This window comes from Myroides sp. LJL119 (assembly GCF_054871605.1).
Map to the genome: position 1 here is coordinate 256,789 of NZ_JBTXLO010000003.1, position 16,679 is coordinate 273,467.

General features: G+C 33.9%; 14 protein-coding genes. 4 read left to right on the forward strand and 10 right to left on the reverse strand.

Going from position 1 to position 16,679, the window contains the following annotated elements:
- Positions 1 to 93: 93 nt before the first annotated feature.
- From ACYSNV_RS06065 to corA, 3 genes are all read right to left on the reverse strand, one after another.
- Positions 94 to 864 (reverse strand): RDD family protein, encoded by a 771-nt coding sequence (locus ACYSNV_RS06065; protein ID WP_461761667.1) that lies wholly within the window; start codon positions 862 to 864, stop codon positions 94 to 96.
- Between the two features lie 652 nt (positions 865 to 1,516).
- A complete protein-coding gene (locus ACYSNV_RS06070; RefSeq protein ID WP_461761668.1) occupies positions 1,517 to 2,044 on the reverse strand; it encodes a tetratricopeptide repeat protein in 528 nt (175 codons plus the stop codon).
- A 150-nt stretch (positions 2,045 to 2,194) separates the two neighbouring features.
- Positions 2,195 to 3,271 (reverse strand): magnesium/cobalt transporter CorA, encoded by a 1,077-nt coding sequence (gene corA, locus ACYSNV_RS06075; protein ID WP_461761669.1) that lies wholly within the window; start codon positions 3,269 to 3,271, stop codon positions 2,195 to 2,197.
- A gap of 68 nt (positions 3,272 to 3,339) precedes the next feature.
- On the opposite strand from corA, the gene hutI reads away from it, so the two are divergent.
- The 4 genes from hutI to ACYSNV_RS06095 are packed head-to-tail and all read left to right on the forward strand — an operon-like array spanning position 3,340 to position 7,687.
- Complete coding sequence (gene hutI / locus ACYSNV_RS06080) at positions 3,340 to 4,590, forward strand: imidazolonepropionase (protein ID WP_461761670.1); 1,251 nt, start codon at positions 3,340 to 3,342, stop codon at positions 4,588 to 4,590.
- A 25-nt stretch (positions 4,591 to 4,615) separates the two neighbouring features.
- Positions 4,616 to 5,656 carry a formimidoylglutamase gene (locus ACYSNV_RS06085; protein WP_461761671.1) on the forward strand — a complete coding sequence of 347 codons (1,041 nt, stop codon included), beginning with the start codon at positions 4,616 to 4,618 and terminating at the stop codon, positions 5,654 to 5,656.
- 2 nt (positions 5,657 to 5,658) lie between these two features.
- A complete protein-coding gene (locus ACYSNV_RS06090; RefSeq protein WP_461761672.1) occupies positions 5,659 to 6,333 on the forward strand; it encodes a response regulator transcription factor in 675 nt (224 codons plus the stop codon).
- Positions 6,334 to 6,343: 10 nt separating this feature from the next.
- Positions 6,344 to 7,687, forward strand: coding sequence for a HAMP domain-containing sensor histidine kinase (locus tag ACYSNV_RS06095; protein ID WP_461761673.1), 1,344 nt, complete (start codon positions 6,344 to 6,346; stop codon positions 7,685 to 7,687).
- Here ACYSNV_RS06095 and aroC read toward each other — a convergent pair.
- From aroC to ACYSNV_RS06130, 7 genes are all read right to left on the reverse strand, one after another.
- Complete coding sequence (aroC, locus tag ACYSNV_RS06100) at positions 7,674 to 8,741, reverse strand: chorismate synthase (protein WP_461761674.1); 1,068 nt, start codon at positions 8,739 to 8,741, stop codon at positions 7,674 to 7,676. The two genes, ACYSNV_RS06095 and aroC, sit on opposite strands and share 14 nt — an antisense overlap.
- A gap of 254 nt (positions 8,742 to 8,995) precedes the next feature.
- Complete coding sequence (locus tag ACYSNV_RS06105; RefSeq protein ID WP_461761675.1) at positions 8,996 to 9,385, reverse strand: hypothetical protein; 390 nt, start codon at positions 9,383 to 9,385, stop codon at positions 8,996 to 8,998.
- A 238-nt stretch (positions 9,386 to 9,623) separates the two neighbouring features.
- The gene (mqo, locus tag ACYSNV_RS06110) at positions 9,624 to 11,129 is read right to left on the reverse strand and encodes a malate dehydrogenase (quinone) (RefSeq protein WP_461761676.1); all 1,506 of its coding nucleotides are present in this window, start codon (positions 11,127 to 11,129) and stop codon (positions 9,624 to 9,626) included.
- Between the two features lie 84 nt (positions 11,130 to 11,213).
- On the reverse strand, positions 11,214 to 11,621 hold the full coding sequence (ruvX, locus tag ACYSNV_RS06115; protein ID WP_461761677.1) for a Holliday junction resolvase RuvX: 408 nt from the start codon (positions 11,619 to 11,621) through the stop codon (positions 11,214 to 11,216).
- Between the two features lie 23 nt (positions 11,622 to 11,644).
- Positions 11,645 to 12,817, reverse strand: a complete 1,173-nt coding sequence (locus ACYSNV_RS06120; protein ID WP_461761678.1) for an AIR synthase related protein — start codon at positions 12,815 to 12,817, stop codon at positions 11,645 to 11,647.
- 800 nt (positions 12,818 to 13,617) lie between these two features.
- Complete coding sequence (locus tag ACYSNV_RS06125; protein WP_461761679.1) at positions 13,618 to 14,745, reverse strand: cysteine desulfurase family protein; 1,128 nt, start codon at positions 14,743 to 14,745, stop codon at positions 13,618 to 13,620.
- Positions 14,746 to 14,892: 147 nt separating this feature from the next.
- Positions 14,893 to 16,650 carry an MFS transporter gene (locus ACYSNV_RS06130; RefSeq protein ID WP_461761680.1) on the reverse strand — a complete coding sequence of 586 codons (1,758 nt, stop codon included), beginning with the start codon at positions 16,648 to 16,650 and terminating at the stop codon, positions 14,893 to 14,895.
- Positions 16,651 to 16,679: the final 29 nt, after the last annotated feature.

Genomic DNA, 16,679 nt, shown 5'->3' on the forward strand with positions numbered 1-16,679 from the left:
TAATAAAAATATCTCAAACTTTAACAAAATTTAAAACCAAATAGACATATAATACCAAAATATTATACAAAACACTTTTTAGATATAAACCTATTATTTATTTTCTTTTACCTGAAGATCTACAATTTTCCATAAACCCTGTGGATCTTTAAATAGATAAACTTCCATTTCAGACCTATGGCTTTTATCGGTATACACAAACACAAATTTTGCTTGTTGTTGGGAGTCTTGCCAATATATCTTTCCTGATTTTAGATGTAGATTTTGTTGCGAATTATTTGTGTATTTATACAATTGGGGATCGCTTTGAATACCTTGTAAGGCGGTTTGATAAACCCCAGTATGACGCAAAGCTCCTTGATACCAAATTTGAGTCAAATATAAGCTAGCACCTATAATAATTAAAAAACCAATAAAACCAAAAACCGCACGCTTGTTAGTCTCCACTACCATGGTACTTGTTTTAATACCCCCTATTTTTACATTTTGACTACTAACAAGCCAAAATAAAAGTTCTACAGGCCAAACAAAAGTACCTAGATTTCTTAGAATTAATCGAGCCGAATCTACCTCAGACAAGGTGTTTTTATCAACAATTTTTAATCCCATAATCCATTTCCCTGGACTCCTTTGCTTTATTAAGTCTTTGAAAATAAGAATCAGTAAAATCCCGGCTAAAGACAATAAAAAGCCCCATCCATTTTCTAAAAGAAAATTAACCCAACTTGGATTACCTAACAAAATAAAAGCGTAACATAGAATTAAATACAAACACAAGGCCAATAGAAAGTCGATTAAAAAGGCAAAAAGCCTCTTAAATCCACTTGGCTGTTTATAAGTAGGTTTACTTGATGGGTTATTCATAACAATTATATTTTAACTCTTACCCTAAATTTTAATTCTGTGTTTTTACCATCACTTTGGTTTTAATATTTTCACCAAAGTCTATGAATCTTATCCCTATCTGGGTTTTAAATAACTACGGGTTGTTATAAATTTTATGTTCCTATTTTGTTTGTAACAAAGTCCACTTTACATTTAAAAACAGCGATATATTAAAAATTTAACGTTCAAAAACGTTAAAATCCTTCTAAAATGCAATAACTAGCCAAGTTACATAAAAATAATAAGCAATATTTAAGCCAATACAATATATTATAAAACCATATTTATGAAAATTAAAAAAATATTCTTTTCTAGTTTAACACGTAAAATGTGTATATCGTAAATCATACAAAACAACGTTTTTTAAAGAGTTTTTTAAGGTATTTAATTAGCCCTATTGTCTTGTTATATGTATTTTTGTTGGCGAAGATTAAATGAAAAACAAGGCTAGTTTTTCTAGGGTTATTTTCCATTACTGGTAACCGACCCAATACGGATTATATATTTTCAAGGCTAGGAGATATATAAAAAGTATTCTAATCGAACTAAATCAAGGAGTAACCTCCTTTTTAAGTTATATGTTGTTTCCAAAAAAGAGCTATTGATTTAAAGATCAATAGCTCTTTTTATTTTAATCCTCCTGCTCTTGTATCTTGCTAGTGTAACGCTGTAGAAGTTTTTGAATAAAGGAAAGTTTATGTTGTGAGAACAAACTACCACTTAATTGCTGCATTTCTTCCCACATTTCTAATTTATCCATACACAGTAAAATATTACATGCCAGATAAAGTCTAGTCATATCTGTAAAACCTTCTAAATAAGCCTTATTTATTCCGCCCATGGAGAAAACTTGGATCTCATGGAGTTGTTTATTGTGAAAATACTGCTCTATTAAAGAAACACTTAAACTCGAGGTGGTCATGGGTAACTGTTTATTTAATACTTGTAGGGCTTTTTGAAAACTAGTAAGGGCATGTTCATAGCGATTTAAATAATATAAACTAACCCCGGTGTTAAACAGATTCTCCACATTATTTTTCTGACTCTCACAAAGTGCTAGAGCCTCAAAATAGCGTCTTTGCAATAACAGCAAAGTAATAAAATCGGACTGATCGGCATTAAGCCTAGCCAAGGCGTAACCTTTATCTTCTATATTCATAACTACTGTTTTTTGGTATTTAAAATTCTATTGGTTTAAGATTTTAATTTAACACATTACTAATTGTAATTTACAAAATATTTCTTACTAAATAAAGTTGTCCTACTATTTTAATACTTTTTTAATTATTAATACAAAACAGCAAACCAATTAAAACCACTTTTTCCATTTAAAATAACCCAGCATTACCAAGGCCAAAATTAGCATTGCTGCCAAGGTGAAGTAATATCCATTAACCAGACTTAACTCTGGCATGTTTTCAAAATTCATTCCATAGATTCCAGCTATAAAGGTAAGGGGAATAAAAACCACCGAAACAATCGTTAACACCTTCATGATTTGGTTCATTCGGTTACTTTGTGAGGCAAAATAGTAGTTTGTTGCACTATCGAGTTTATTTAAATTATACTCCACTTGATCTAAAGCTTCGTTAGATCGGTATTGTAACCTAGAGAAGAAAACCAAACTATCGGGGCTAATAGTGGAATCTTGACCTGGGTGGTTTTGCAAATTATGTAAAATCTCTTTAAAAGGAATAATCGCTCTTTTTATGTCTTGAATATCTTGGGTTAACTCCTCTACTTTAACTAAGACTTCTTTCTTATGATTGTTTTTTGCCTGCAATAAAACCTGTTCTACTTTTTCTTCTAATAAATCTAAACTAACAATATAATCATCCACCAATACATCTAATAAAGCGTAAAGTAAAAAACTGGTTTCACGATATCTCACCTGGCCTATTTTCAAACGGATTCGCTGGCGAATAATATCAAAAAAAGTATCGGGCACCTCTTGAAAACAAAGCAGAGAATTTTGCTTTAAAATAAAGCTTATCTGAGCTATGTGAATACTCTGATTTTTTTGACTCATGGGTAAAACGGCCTTCACACTAAAGAACAATAAATCATCTATTTCCTCCACACGAGTCCTTCTAGAGAAATTTAAAATCTCGGCCATAATATAGGATTGAATACCAAAAAAATTACCTATATTTTCTAAAAGTGTTATATTGTGTAATCCATGAATATTAAACCAAATTACCTGTTGACTGGTAGCTTTTTTAATTATTGGCTTAAGGGTGTTAAAATCAGGGGTTTTATATTCCCAAACCCCCTGGCTTTGATACACGAAAAGCTCCATGGAAACAGCAACCTGAGAGAAAGGGCCACAATACTCCAAAGAATTTGGTTGAAGTTTCCTATTTTTCTTATATTTAATCCGTTTCACATTTGTAAATTTGTTTAAATATAAATTTTTTTTATAAATTTTGCTAATAGCACATCAATCCATATTACATGAAATCTATACTTATTAAAAATATAAAACAACTACTTCAAGTTCGTCCAGAGAATCAAGTTATCCTTAAAGGAGATCAAATGAATGAGCTTCCTGTTTTGGAAAACGCTTTTTTATTGATCCACAATGATATCATCGAAGATTTTGGACCTATGGAAAATGCGCCAAACCCGGAGCAAAATCAGACGGTAATTGATGCTAGTGGGAAAATTGTTTTACCAACTTGGGTTGATAGTCATACTCACTTGGTGTATGCTGGAAATCGCGAAACGGAATTTGTAGACCGCATCAATGGCCTTAGTTACGAGCAGATTTTCAACAAAGGAGGAGGGATTTTAAACTCAGCCAAGAAACTTCAACAAACCAGTGAAGAGCAATTATATAACGAATCAGAAAAACGCCTACAACAAATCATCAGCCAAGGGACAGGTGCCGTAGAAATTAAATCAGGCTATGGATTAACTACTCAAAGCGAAATCAAAATACTAAGGGTTATAAAAAAACTTAAAGAGAATTACCCTATCGCCATTAAAAGTACTTTTTTAGGTGCCCATGCCTTTCCTTTACAATACAAAGAAAACCAACAACAATACATCGATTTACTAACCAAAGAAATGATTCCTTTGGTAGCCCAAGAGAATCTAGCTGACTTTGTAGATGCTTTTCTTGAAACAGGTTATTTCTCCAAGGAACAAACCCAGGAAGTTTTACAAGCAGGAAAAGCCCATGGATTAAAAGCTAAAGTACATGTGAATCAATTCACTAGTATTGGCGGGATTAAAACCTGTGTGGATAACAATGCCTTATCGGTGGATCACCTAGAGGTACTTACCCAAGAGGATATCGATATTTTAAAAAACAGCAACACTATGCCTGTGGCCTTGCCAACATGTTCTTTTTTTATCAATATAGATTATGCCCCGGCAAAAGAAATGATTCAACAGGGTTTACCACTTGCCATAGCCTCGGATTTTAATCCAGGAACAACCCCTAGTGGTAATATGAACTTTGTGGTTTCAACCGCGTGTATAAAGTTGCGCCTTACACCAGAACAGGCCATTAATGCAGCCACAATAAACGCTGCCTACGCAATGGATTTATCCAAGGAATACGGAAGCATTACCAAGGGTAAAAAAGCCAGTGTGATTATCACCAAACCACTGAATTCCTTTTATGAAATCCCGTATAGTTTTGGAACAAATCACATTGATCAAGTTATTTTAAAAGGAGAAATTCAAAACTATAAATAAACCAGCACCACTAAAGAAAAAAAGCATGCAAAGCAAATTAGAACTTTTAAAGCGCTCGGATGTAATTAATTTAACCAATTATAGAAATGGGGAAATAAAATTGGCCGAACGTGTTTACTTAATTGAAGATGCTGTTAATTGGCAAACGGAGTTGAAAAACAATCCTACTCGTTATGCCCTTATTGGGATAAGTGAAGACATTGGTATTAAAGCAAACTTTGGCCGAGTTGGTAGTAAAAATGCGTGGCAGAGTTTTTTAAAAAGCTTTTTAAACCTACAACACAATCGCTTTTGTAAGGGTAGTTGGGTTACTATTTTGGGTAATTTAGATTTTGAAAAAGAATCACAAATAGCCCATGAGCTTGATCCTTACAATAAAGAAGACCGCAAAAAGCTCTTTGAATTAGTACAAAACATAGATAAAGAGGTGTCTCACTTAATTGCTCAAGTGGTAAGTGCGGGAAAAATCCCTATTATAATTGGTGGAGGCCACAACAATGCTTATGGCAATATTAAGGGCACAGCTCTGGCTAAGGGAAAGGCCATAAATGCAATTAACTTTGATGCCCATACTGACTTTCGTCCTTTAGAGGGCAGACACAGTGGTAATGGATTTTCCTATGCTTTTGAAGAGGGGTTTTTAAAAAATTATTTTATCTGGGGACTTCATGAGAATTATACCTCCAAGGCTATTTTTACTTTAATAAAAGAGAACCAACATCGTGTTAAATACAACACCTATGAGCAGATTAAAATACGCCGAGAGAAATCGTTCGATTCCGAATTAATCACAGCCAGTAAGCACATCGATCATGGGTTCTATGGAATTGAAATCGATTTAGATTCCATGCCTTTTGTTGCCTCTAGCGCCAGTACACCAAGTGGTTTTTCCATTGAAAAGGCCAGGGAGTTTATCCATTATTTTGCGCGTAGTAAACAAGCAGCCTACCTGCATATTTGCGAAGGTGCTCCGGAATTAGACTCGCTTGAAAACCGCCACTTAGTTGGAAAGTTAATCTGTTATTTGGTAACAGACTTTTTAAAGAGTAATCACATAAAACATTAATTTTGAATATATTACTAATTGAAGATGACCCGCGAATTAGTGAATTTATTTGCAAGGGGTTACAAGAGAACAATATGGTTGTACAAGTTGCCAACAATGGACAAGTTGCCAGGGATTTGGTGGGTCAACAACAATGGGATGTGATTTTATTGGACATTATGCTCCCGGATATTAACGGAATTGAACTCACCAAGTTAATCCGATTTAAAAACATCTTTACCCCAATTTTAATCCTAAGTGCTTTAAGTGATACTAGTGATAAGATAATGGCCTTGGATAGTGGTGCAGATGATTACATAACTAAACCGTTTCATTTTAGCGAATTACTATCTCGCATTAATGCCTTAACAAGACGAAGTAAGTTTAATCAAATGACCAGTGAACCTCTTTATAGTTGTGCTGGAATTTCCATAGACACCCAAAAACATTTAGTTAAGCAAGATCAACAAGTCATGGATTTATCTCCTAGGGAGTATAAACTACTTCTATTTTTAATGGAAAATAAAAACAAAGTAGTCTCGCGAACTCAAATACTGCAAGCTGTATGGTCTATTAGTTTTGATACCAATACCAATGTAGTGGATGTTTATATATCTTACATTAGAAATAAATTATCTGTAAAAAACAAGGGCCTTATTCAAACCATTAAAGGCACCGGTTATATGTTGAGTGAATAATTGTTGCACTATGAATTTAAGAAAACGTCTAACTTTATATAGCACCGGAATCTTTGGCATTGTATTTTTAATCTGTGCATTGGTTATCTTTTTTGCTTTTTATAAATCGGCTATCAACTCAACCTATAAGGAGCTTAAAAGCGATGCCTTACTAACGGCGTTTTATTACCTGGAGAAAGACGAACTTCCTTTAAGTGAACATTGGCTTATTAGCAAAGAATTTGAAAATAACATTAAGAAAAATAAAATTGCAATTTACAATGAAAAAGATCATATTTCTTATGGTAACACACTAGCGGACCCTAGTGTAACCCCTGAGATTTTACAGCAAATCCGAGATTTAAAACAATATAGTTTTAGAACTAAAAATTCTTTTTATCAAGGTATTTTCTATCCGGATAATCAAGGAGATTTTGTGGTTATAACCACCAGTTCCACAACTAGTTTTAATAGTCAAATAACGCGTTTGTTAACAATCTTACTCTTTGTTTTTCTAGGAGGCATTACCAGTATTTACTTTTTAAGCAAATACATCTCCAATATTGCCTACAAACCCTTAAAGCAAATTGTACAACAGGTCAACTCCATTGATTACCACAATATAGACCAGCGTGTTACCTTTACCAATACAAAGGATGAATTGGCCACTTTGATAAATTCCTATAATGAACTCCTACAAAGGTTATCACAGAGTATTATAACCCAAAAAAATTTCATCAATTACGCTTCACATGAATTCAAAACCCCTTTAACAGCAATTGCGGGAAACCTAGAAGTTTTTGCTCAAAAGCCAAGAAGCTCCGCTCAGTACAATCAAGTAGCTAAAAAAGTACTAGAGAATGTTTACCGCATCCAAAGCATCTTAGATAATTTACTTTTACTTAGTTCTTTAAAAGTTAAAGCATATGAGTTAAAACCAGTTCGTTTGGATGAGATACTATGGAATATCCATCAAAGTATTTTACAAAAATATCATGTTGAAATACAAATTGAATTAAGGATCGAAAACTCAGAAGATTTAATTTTAAAAGCCAATGAAACCCTTTTAGAGCTTGCCATTTATAATCTGGTAGAAAACGCTGTTAAATACGGATTAAATAAACCAGTTAACCTGATTTTATCAAAAGACCCCCAAGATGGGCTTTCTTTAGAAATTATAGATAAAGGAAAGGGAATCCCAGATGATGAAATTCCCTTACTTAAACAAATATTTTTCAGAAGTCAAGACGTTAGTCATATCCCAGGTAGTGGGATTGGACTTAGCCTAACGGCCAGTATTTTAGAACTACATCAAATTAAATTTGACATTAAATCTACACAAAACATAGGTACAAAAATCACTATATTTTTTTAAACCCAAATTGTTCGATATACATATCTAAAAGTACCATTGCCGTCATTGCCTCGACAATAGGTACCGCTCGAGGTAAAACACATGCATCATGACGGCCCTTACCTTGTACAACTACAGGGTTATTATTAATATCGATGCTTTGCTGATCCTGCATTAGGGTTGCCGTGGGTTTAAAGGCCACTTTAAAATAAATATCCATACCGTTGCTTATCCCTGCCACTATTCCACCAGCATTATTACTTTGGGTTTTACCTCCAGGTAAAATAGAATCATTGTGCTGACTTCCCTTTAAAGTAGTTGCAGCAAAACCAAGACCAAATTCCACTCCTTTAACGGCATTAATACCCAGCATAGCTTTGGCTAATTCGGCATCTAAGCGATCAAAAACAGGCTCCCCCAATCCAACTGGTACCCCTTGCACCACACAAGTAATTGTTCCGCCAATAGAGTCTCCTTCTTTTTTTATCTTTTTAATTAAATCTTCCATCTCAATGGCTGTTTTTGCACATGCACAGCGCACTGGATTTTGTTCAATATTACCAAAGTCTAATTCCTGATAACTCTTATCTACTTTTACCTTTCCTACGCTACAAACATAAGCGGTGATTTTTACATCTTTCAAAACCTGCTTGGCTATAGCCCCTGCAACAACACGAGCTGCTGTTTCACGCGCCGAACTACGACCACCTCCACGGTGATCACGTAATCCATATTTTTGATCGTAAACGTAATCTCCATGACTTGGGCGATAGATGTCCTTTATATGGTCATAATCCTTGCTTTTTGAATTTGTATTTTCAATGATAAATCCTATGGGAGTCCCTGTGGATTTACCTTGAAATATACCCGAGAGAAAACGAACCTGATCGGCCTCTTTTCGTTGGGTTACAATTTTACTTTGTCCGGGTTTTCGTCTATCCAATTCGTTTTGAATCGCTTGTAAATCTAGGGTAATACCAGCAGGGCAGCCATCGATTATACCACCAATAGCCTCTCCGTGGGACTCTCCAAATGTTGTTACTCTAAAGCGATTTCCAAATGTATTACCTGCCATAAATGTTGTATTTACTACAAGTTTAGCAATTTTCTAAGACTTTAACAGACTAATAAATCAATTAAAATTCACAAATTACTTAAGTCATTCATTTACAGGTAAAAAAAACTATTGTATAAGTAAAGCAAATTATAGAAAAACTTAACAAAAAACCCTTTATCTACCTACATAGTATTACAAAGGGCTAAGGGCAACAAAAAAGTCAGGGCAAATACCCTGACTCTAAAATCAAATAATCTATTAACTGTCTTATACTACGAATTAATATCCTTGTTAATTTGGTTATCTAACAAATCGTCGGCTTTACTTTTTGCCATATCCACCTTAGTTTGCAGGTTATCCTTTACAACCTGTGCGGTGTCTTTTAATTTATTTTGACCCTCTTGTGCATAAATCTCCCCCTTTTCCACTGTTTGATCAATTTGATCAACAGCTTGTGGATAGCCTTGGGCAACGTTTTGTTTTGCTTGCTCCACCTTATCGTTAATGGTATGTTTTAACTCGTGTGCTCCCTCTTTTGTCTTTTCCCAAATCTCGGCAGCCTTATCAATTGCTTTATCGGCTAAGTCACTAGCTGCTTTTTGTGTTTTATCAATAGCTGTATTTACTTGGTTCTTTAAATCTTTTTCAGAAGAATGGCTCATAATTATAATTGTTTAGTTAATATACTAGACAAGTTACACATATTTAATTAAAATAAAAATATTTAAACATAAATATATATAATAAAATACAAATTTTATTGCACTAGTTACAACCTACAAAAACCAATAAAAACTCCCTATTTACCTATCTTCCAAAAAAAAAAAGCACTTTTTCGATCCTTTATAAAAAGAATTGAAAAAGTGCTTTTTTTTATTTACAATCTTAAAGCTGGTAATCCTATAATTTTTGGTTTGGATAAAGCTTTAAAGTTTTAGAAGTCTCTTGTCTAATTTGATCAACCAATTCAGGATTTTCGTTTAATTTCAATCCAAAAGAAGGAATCATCTCTTTAAACTTATCTTGCCATTGTTGGCTTTGAAATTCCTCAGGGAAACATTTTTTTAATAACTTGAGCATAATAGATGTCGAAGTCGAGGCTCCTGGCGAGGCTCCTAAAAGAGCGGCAATTGTTCCATCTTTGGAACTAACAACCTCGGTACCGAATTGCAAAATACCTTTTCCTGTCTTAGGATCTTTTTTAATCACCTGTACACGTTGTCCGGCTTGTTCTAACACCCAATCTTCTCCCCTTGCATCTGGGAAATAATCCTTTAAAGCCTCCAGGCGTGCTTCACTGCTTTGAAGTACCTGTCCGATTAAATACTTGGTTAAATCAATGTTTCTAAGACCTGCTCCCATCATGGGACCAATGTTATTTAATTCTAAGGATTTAAATAAATCTAGGTATGAACCGTACTTTAAAAATTTAGTAGAGAATCCTGCATAAGGACCAAAAAGCAACGAATGTTTACCATCTATAAAACGAGTATCTAAGTGAGGAACCGACATGGGTGGGGCTCCCACTGATGCTTGTCCATACACCTTGGCCATGTGCTTTTCTACAATCTTTGGATTGCGACATACCAACCATTGTCCTCCAACTGGAAAACCACCGAAACCTTTGCTCTCAGGTATGTTTGCTTTTTGAAGTAAAAGAATTGCTCCTCCACCAGCTCCCACAAATACAAATTTAGTGGTAATCTGCTTTTTAAGACCAGTCTTTGGATCTTTTGCGATAACCACCCATTTATCTGCATCTGCTTTGATGTCCTCTACCTGCGTGTTATAAGTTATATTAAAAGAATCTTGTTGTTGTAGATGATCAAATAATTGACATGTTAAATCACCAAAATTAACATCGGTTCCCAATGGCATATAAGTAGCGGCATAGGGTTGGTCTTTTATTCTATTTTCCATCAAAAGCGGAGCCCATTTTTTAATCTGCTCCACATCTTGTGAGAATTGCATTCCTGCAAATAAGGGATATTTTTGCAATTCTTCATAACGTTTTTTCAAAAAACTCACGTTGTCCTGACCCCAAACAAAACTCATATGAGGCACAGAATGAATGAAAGTAGAAGCATCTTTTACTACTTGCTTTCGAACTAAATACGACCAAAACTGTCGAGAAACCTCAAACTGTTCAACAATATTAATTGCCTTGGTTGCATTGATACTCCCATCGGCATTTTGTGGCGTGTAATTTAATTCGCAAAATGCGGAGTGTCCAGTTCCTGCATTATTCATCGCGTCTGAGCTTTCTATAGCTGCACCATGCAGACGCTCGAGTACCTCGATTTTTAAATTTGGTTTCAGTTCCTTAAGTAGGATTCCAAGTGTGGCACTCATGATACCAGCTCCTACTAAAACAACATCAGCCTGTGTTTTTTGTATGCTTGACATTATATAGGGTTTATTTTCTACAAAATTAATTTATCTTATGGGGATTATAGGTAAAATTTTCTTAAATTATGAGAAATTAATTTCTTAACTACTCATATAGTCTTGTAAAATAATGGTAGCAGCAATTTGGTCGATTAGGGCCTTATTTTGTCTTTGCTTCTTTTTCAAGCCTCCATCAATCATAGATTGAAAAGCCATTTTAGATGTAAAACGCTCATCAACTTGCTCCAATGGCATATTGGGGAATTGTTTTTTGAATTTTTTTATAAAACCATCAATGTATTGATTAACGCTAGATAGTTCATTATTAAGCCTTTTAGGCTGACCAATGATAACTTTCTCTACTTTTTCTTTAGAAAAATAATCCGTTAAAAAGTTCATTAACTCACTTGTATCTACGGTGGTTAATCCCGAGGCAATAATCTGCAATTCATCGCTAACTGCGATTCCTGTGCGTTTTTGTCCGTAATCAATAGCTAATAATCTAGACATGGATGGTTGAATTAAGTTATTGTTTAGTAAGTAAAAGTTCCGTAAGTAGAGCTGATTGTCAATTTCTTAGTATCACTGGCCTGTACCCTTCCAATAATTTGAGCCTTTACATTAAAAGATTCCGAAATAGCTATAATATCTTGGGCTACTTCTGGTTTTACATAAAGTTCCATACGGTGACCACAGTTAAATACCTGATACATCTCTTTCCAACTAGTATTGCTTTGTTCTTGAATAAGCTTAAATAAAGGTGGTACATCAAATAAGTTATCTTTAATAACATGAAGATTTTCAATAAAATGTAAAATCTTTGTTTGTGCTCCTCCACTACAGTGTATCATACCATGAATACTCTGGGAGTTATATTTACTTAAAATAGCCTTAATTATCGGGGCGTAGGTTCTTGTTGGAGATAAAACCAATTGACCTGCATCCAATGGAGAACCTTCCACTTGATCGGTTAATTGTACTTTACCTGAATACACTAAATCCACAGGTAAAGAATTATCATAACTCTCTGGATATTTACTAGCTAGGCTTCGATCAAAAACATCGTGTCTTGCTGAGGTTAATCCATTGCTTCCCATTCCTCCGTTATATTTGGATTCATAACTAGCCTGACCAAAGGATTCTAATCCAACAATAACATCTCCAGGAGCAATATTTGCATTATCTATCACATCACTTCTTTTGATTCTAGCCGTTACCGTTGAGTCAACTATAATTGTGCGTACCAAATCCCCCACATCGGCAGTTTCTCCACCTGTGGAATAAATAGTTACACCAAATTTCTTTAATTCTTCAATTAATTCTTCGGTACCATTGATAATGGCAGAGATTACCTGTGCTGGAATTAAATTCTTATTGCGACCTATAGTGCTAGATAACAATATATTATCGGTTGCTCCCACACATAATAAATCATCTATATTCATAATCAGGGCATCTTGAGCAATACCCTTCCAAACAGAGATATCTCCAGTTTCTTTCCAATACGTGTAAGCTAAAGAGGACTTTGTCCCAGCTCCATCGGCATGCATGATTAAACAGTACTCCGGGTCGCCTGTTAAGTGATCTGGAATTATTTTACAAAATGCTTTAGGAAATAATCCTTTGTCAATGTTTTTAATAGCATTGTGAACGTCTTGTTTCTCCGCTGAAACACCGCGAAGTGCATATCTATTATTTGAATTCATATAAAGTGTGTTGTTTCGCGCAAATTTAATGCTAATGTTTGGCTTTAGCAATCAAATTCCCATTAGTTTTAATAGAATTACTTTTATTAATTGAATCCACAGATTATTAAAAGTTATAGATAAAAAATCTACTATATTACTCAGGATAAATCCCTTGTGGAACGTGCAATTCTAGAAAAACATAAGAAATTAACTAATAATCAAAAAGAATTCTTTTAACAAATTGTTAGCCCTTAGATTATATTATATCCAAAAACTACCTAAAAAACCCTTATAAATCATTACAAAACCCACTTTTCAATTAAGATATATATGCGAATTTATAAATCTTTTAAAAACAATGGTAAATCAATAGTTCTAAGAACTCTTGCTTATTTTTAAAATTATTGAACCTGTAATAGCATCTTTAGAACATAGAGATAGTTTTGATTCTAGAAAAAAACATGTCAAATCTATATCTAGTAATTTGTTTAAAATGATCTTTATAATAGTTTCATAAAACATCCCAGAGCACAATCATTAATTAACAGCTATTTAATTGGCAAAAGGATTATGCACAAACAAAAAATTCTCTTGATTATTAAGCTTGGCTAAAATTGTGCCTTTTAAAAATAATATAGTTCGATAAGCCCATGGAAATACAAAGATAGAAAACCCGTATATGTTAAAACACACCGCTATAAATGCGAAAAGGCAAAATACTAAAAGCTATTACTTTTAATATTTTACCTTTTTATTTTAAGTCTTTTATAAAAAAAGAACTTTTTAATCCTTTTTTTATAAATAGCCTTTTTTTACTTTTATATAGTTTGCAGTACTGAAATCAGCACATCAATATCTTTATGCGTGTTCTCATGAGAGAAAGAAAGTCGAAGACTTGGTTTTTTTAAATCTTCCTCTGGTAAAAACTGGGAAAGCACATGTGAGGGCTTTTGCGAACCACTCTGACAAGCACTTCCTCTTGAGACTGCAATACCTTTCATATCTAATTGAAAAAGCATCATAGCTGCCTTCTCTTGGCTTAAAGGTAACAGTACGTTTAAGATGTTGTAAAACCCTTGTTTATCTCCATTGAATTTAATCTCTGGAAAAATTTGCTTTAACTGTTCTTGACAATATTGTTTTAACTCGGTTATATGTTTTCTTTCTTGCTCGAGTAACTCATAGGCCATCTCTAAGGCTTTTGCCATACCTACTACTTGGTGAACTCCTTCGGTTCCTGCTCGAAGTCCTTTTTCTTGCTCACCTCCAAAAATAACTGGACGAAGCACATTTTTTTTGCGGATAAAAGCAAAACCTATTCCCTTTGGACCATGAAATTTATGGGCACTTGCAACAATAAAATCAATTGCTAATTCTTGTAAATCAATCCTTGTTTTTCCTACCGATTGTACGGTATCACAATGAAAAAGTCCTTGATTTTCTTGTACCATATTAGCCACTTTAGCCAAATCTAGCTCCGTACCTACCTCATTGTTAACATGCATTAAACTCACCAAGGTCTTTTTATCTGAATTACTTAAGAGTTGCTCTAATTCACGGTAATCAATCTCACTACTTGGTAATATATTTAAATAAATAACCTCTATTCCGTACTGTTTTTGCAATTGACTAATTGTATTTAATACAGCATGATGTTCTAATTTTGTAGTAATAATACGCTCTACTTTCAAATCGCGAACCGCACTGGTTAAAATCCAGTTATTAGCCTCGGTTCCACAAGAGGTAAATATAATCTCGGAAGAAGATACATTAAACTGCTTTGCAATGACCTTTCTCGCATTTTCAATTAAAGCCTTGGCATGACGTCCGATTGCATAAGTAGATGAAGGGTTTCCGTAATCATTTCTCAAAACTTTAATCATCTCTTCAATTACCTCTGGACGAACAGATGTAGTTGCAGCATTATCTAAATAAATATGTTCCATTTTGTGTTGGTATTAATTTTTCTTAAGTAAATAGTTTGTTTAATATAAAATTAATCAAGGTTTGCAAATGTAACAAATCTTAAAATTAATACAAGTTTTTTCGCACTAACATATCCTAAAAAAACAACAATTGCTATTGTTTATTAGTTAATTAAGCTGATCAATTCGAATATTTTGTTTTTCTAATACTTTTCGAGAAATAAATCCAAAGAACAATAAATAAACAAAACACAACAAACTAACCACATAGGAGTTATGAATTCCAATAATATCGGCTACCTTTCCCTGAATTGGAGGGATGATTCCACCGCCTAAAATCATCATTATTAAAAAAGAAGATCCTTGAGCGGTGTATTTTCCTAATCCCATAATAGCAATATTAAAAATTGCAGGCCATAAAACACTGCAGGCTAAACCAGCCGATAAAAATGCATAAATGGCCACCATACCGGTTGATAAAAGGCCTATAATTATGGATATTACTCCCATTAAACTAAACAAAATCATTGTTCTGGCAGATTTATTATTAGCATAAAAGCAAAATACAATTTGAATAGCCACACAAATACTATAATAGTATAAAGGTTGGATATTATTACCTGCCAATTTATTGGCAAACATCACCACAGCGTAGGCTAAAAAAGGCACAAGAATCAATAATAGTATTCGCTTGTTTTTACTTAAATTAAATATGCTCACCGCCGCGGCCCATCTACCTATCATTAAACTACCCCAGTACATAGATATATAAGGTGCTATTTGAGAGGATTGTAAAGAGCTGAATTCTTCTAATTTTAATAAGTCCCCAAGATTACTACCCACTGCTACCTCTACTCCAACGTAGGTGAAAATAGCCAACATTCCCAAAAGAAGTTGCGGGTATCCCATGGCTCCCCACCCTTGGGGGTTTTTAGCACTTTTAAAATAAGCATAAGTTATACTTAAAGCAATCACACATAGGGCTAAAAACAAAAAAAAGATACGCATGTTATCCAAAGGTACTTTTACGTTTTGTATTTGTAGGGTTAACTCGGCGAGTTTTTCCTTAGCCGTTAATAAAGCCCCAGAATTCTCAGTCAGGGATTTTGAGTTATCTAAAACTACTTGATAATTACGCTCAAGCTCTACTAAATTCTTGGAATCTTTACTGGTATAACTCCAGAAAACAAAACCAAAAATACCAAATAAACACACACTCATTAGAACTAATAAATAAACCGCTTTTTTTGCTGGTTCTATAGTTTGTTTGGAGATTCCTTTGGGAATTTTTTTTGAAAAATAAAAAATCAAACTAGCCACAAAAAAAAGAGCACCAACCCCTACATATAGCAAAGTCATACTATCTAAAGAAAGGTCTTTAATCTGTGAGTCATCAAGGGTTTTAGTACTTCCAAAAAGCCCATAGGCCATTAAAAGGGGGCCGATGGTTCCACCCAAAGAATTTACCCCCCCTGCAAGACTAACCCTTGAGGTTCCCGTTTTGGGATCTCCAAGAGCAATAGCTAAGGGATTGGCGGCGATTTGTTGTAATGAAAAACCCAAAGCAACTATAAAAAGCCCCACTAACAGTGCTAAATAAATACTCACCTGTACAGCTATAACCATCGAAACAGCACCTAATACAGAAAATAAAAGTCCATATACAATCGAGTTCTTATATCCCCACTTACTCACTAAATCTACCTTTGTTATAGATGCAAATAAAAACATACCTAAAGCCCCAAGATAATAAGCAGTATAAAAAGAAAAGTCGATTAACTGACTTTGAAATTGATCCAGATGAAAGAAATCTTTACAAAAGGGAATAAAAATACTATTACTAGCGGCGAAGAATCCCCAGAAAAAAAATACGATGATAAGGGTATATAATCCAGGATAATTAGTCTTGATATGTTCTTGTTGCATTTAAAATAATATAAGGGTTTAGTTTATCA

Excerpts from the sequence above, each read along its gene's own strand:
- ACYSNV_RS06125 (WP_461761679.1), bottom strand. The coding sequence starts at position 14,745 with ATGGAACATATTTATTTAGATAATGCTGCAACTACATCTGTTCGTCCA.
- ACYSNV_RS06085 (WP_461761671.1), top strand. The coding sequence starts at position 4,616 with ATGCAAAGCAAATTAGAACTTTTAAAGCGCTCGGATGTAATTAATTTA.
- ACYSNV_RS06070 (WP_461761668.1), bottom strand. The coding sequence starts at position 2,044 with ATGAATATAGAAGATAAAGGTTACGCCTTGGCTAGGCTTAATGCCGAT.
- ACYSNV_RS06130 (WP_461761680.1), bottom strand. The coding sequence starts at position 16,650 with ATGCAACAAGAACATATCAAGACTAATTATCCTGGATTATATACCCTT.
- ACYSNV_RS06120 (WP_461761678.1), bottom strand. The coding sequence starts at position 12,817 with ATGAATTCAAATAATAGATATGCACTTCGCGGTGTTTCAGCGGAGAAA.
- ACYSNV_RS06095 (WP_461761673.1), top strand. The coding sequence starts at position 6,344 with ATGAATTTAAGAAAACGTCTAACTTTATATAGCACCGGAATCTTTGGC.
- ACYSNV_RS06105 (WP_461761675.1), bottom strand. The coding sequence starts at position 9,385 with ATGAGCCATTCTTCTGAAAAAGATTTAAAGAACCAAGTAAATACAGCT.
- ACYSNV_RS06065 (WP_461761667.1), bottom strand. The coding sequence starts at position 864 with ATGAATAACCCATCAAGTAAACCTACTTATAAACAGCCAAGTGGATTT.
- aroC (WP_461761674.1), bottom strand. The coding sequence starts at position 8,741 with ATGGCAGGTAATACATTTGGAAATCGCTTTAGAGTAACAACATTTGGA.
- hutI (WP_461761670.1), top strand. The coding sequence starts at position 3,340 with ATGAAATCTATACTTATTAAAAATATAAAACAACTACTTCAAGTTCGT.
- ruvX (WP_461761677.1), bottom strand. The coding sequence starts at position 11,621 with ATGTCTAGATTATTAGCTATTGATTACGGACAAAAACGCACAGGAATC.
- mqo (WP_461761676.1), bottom strand. The coding sequence starts at position 11,129 with ATGTCAAGCATACAAAAAACACAGGCTGATGTTGTTTTAGTAGGAGCT.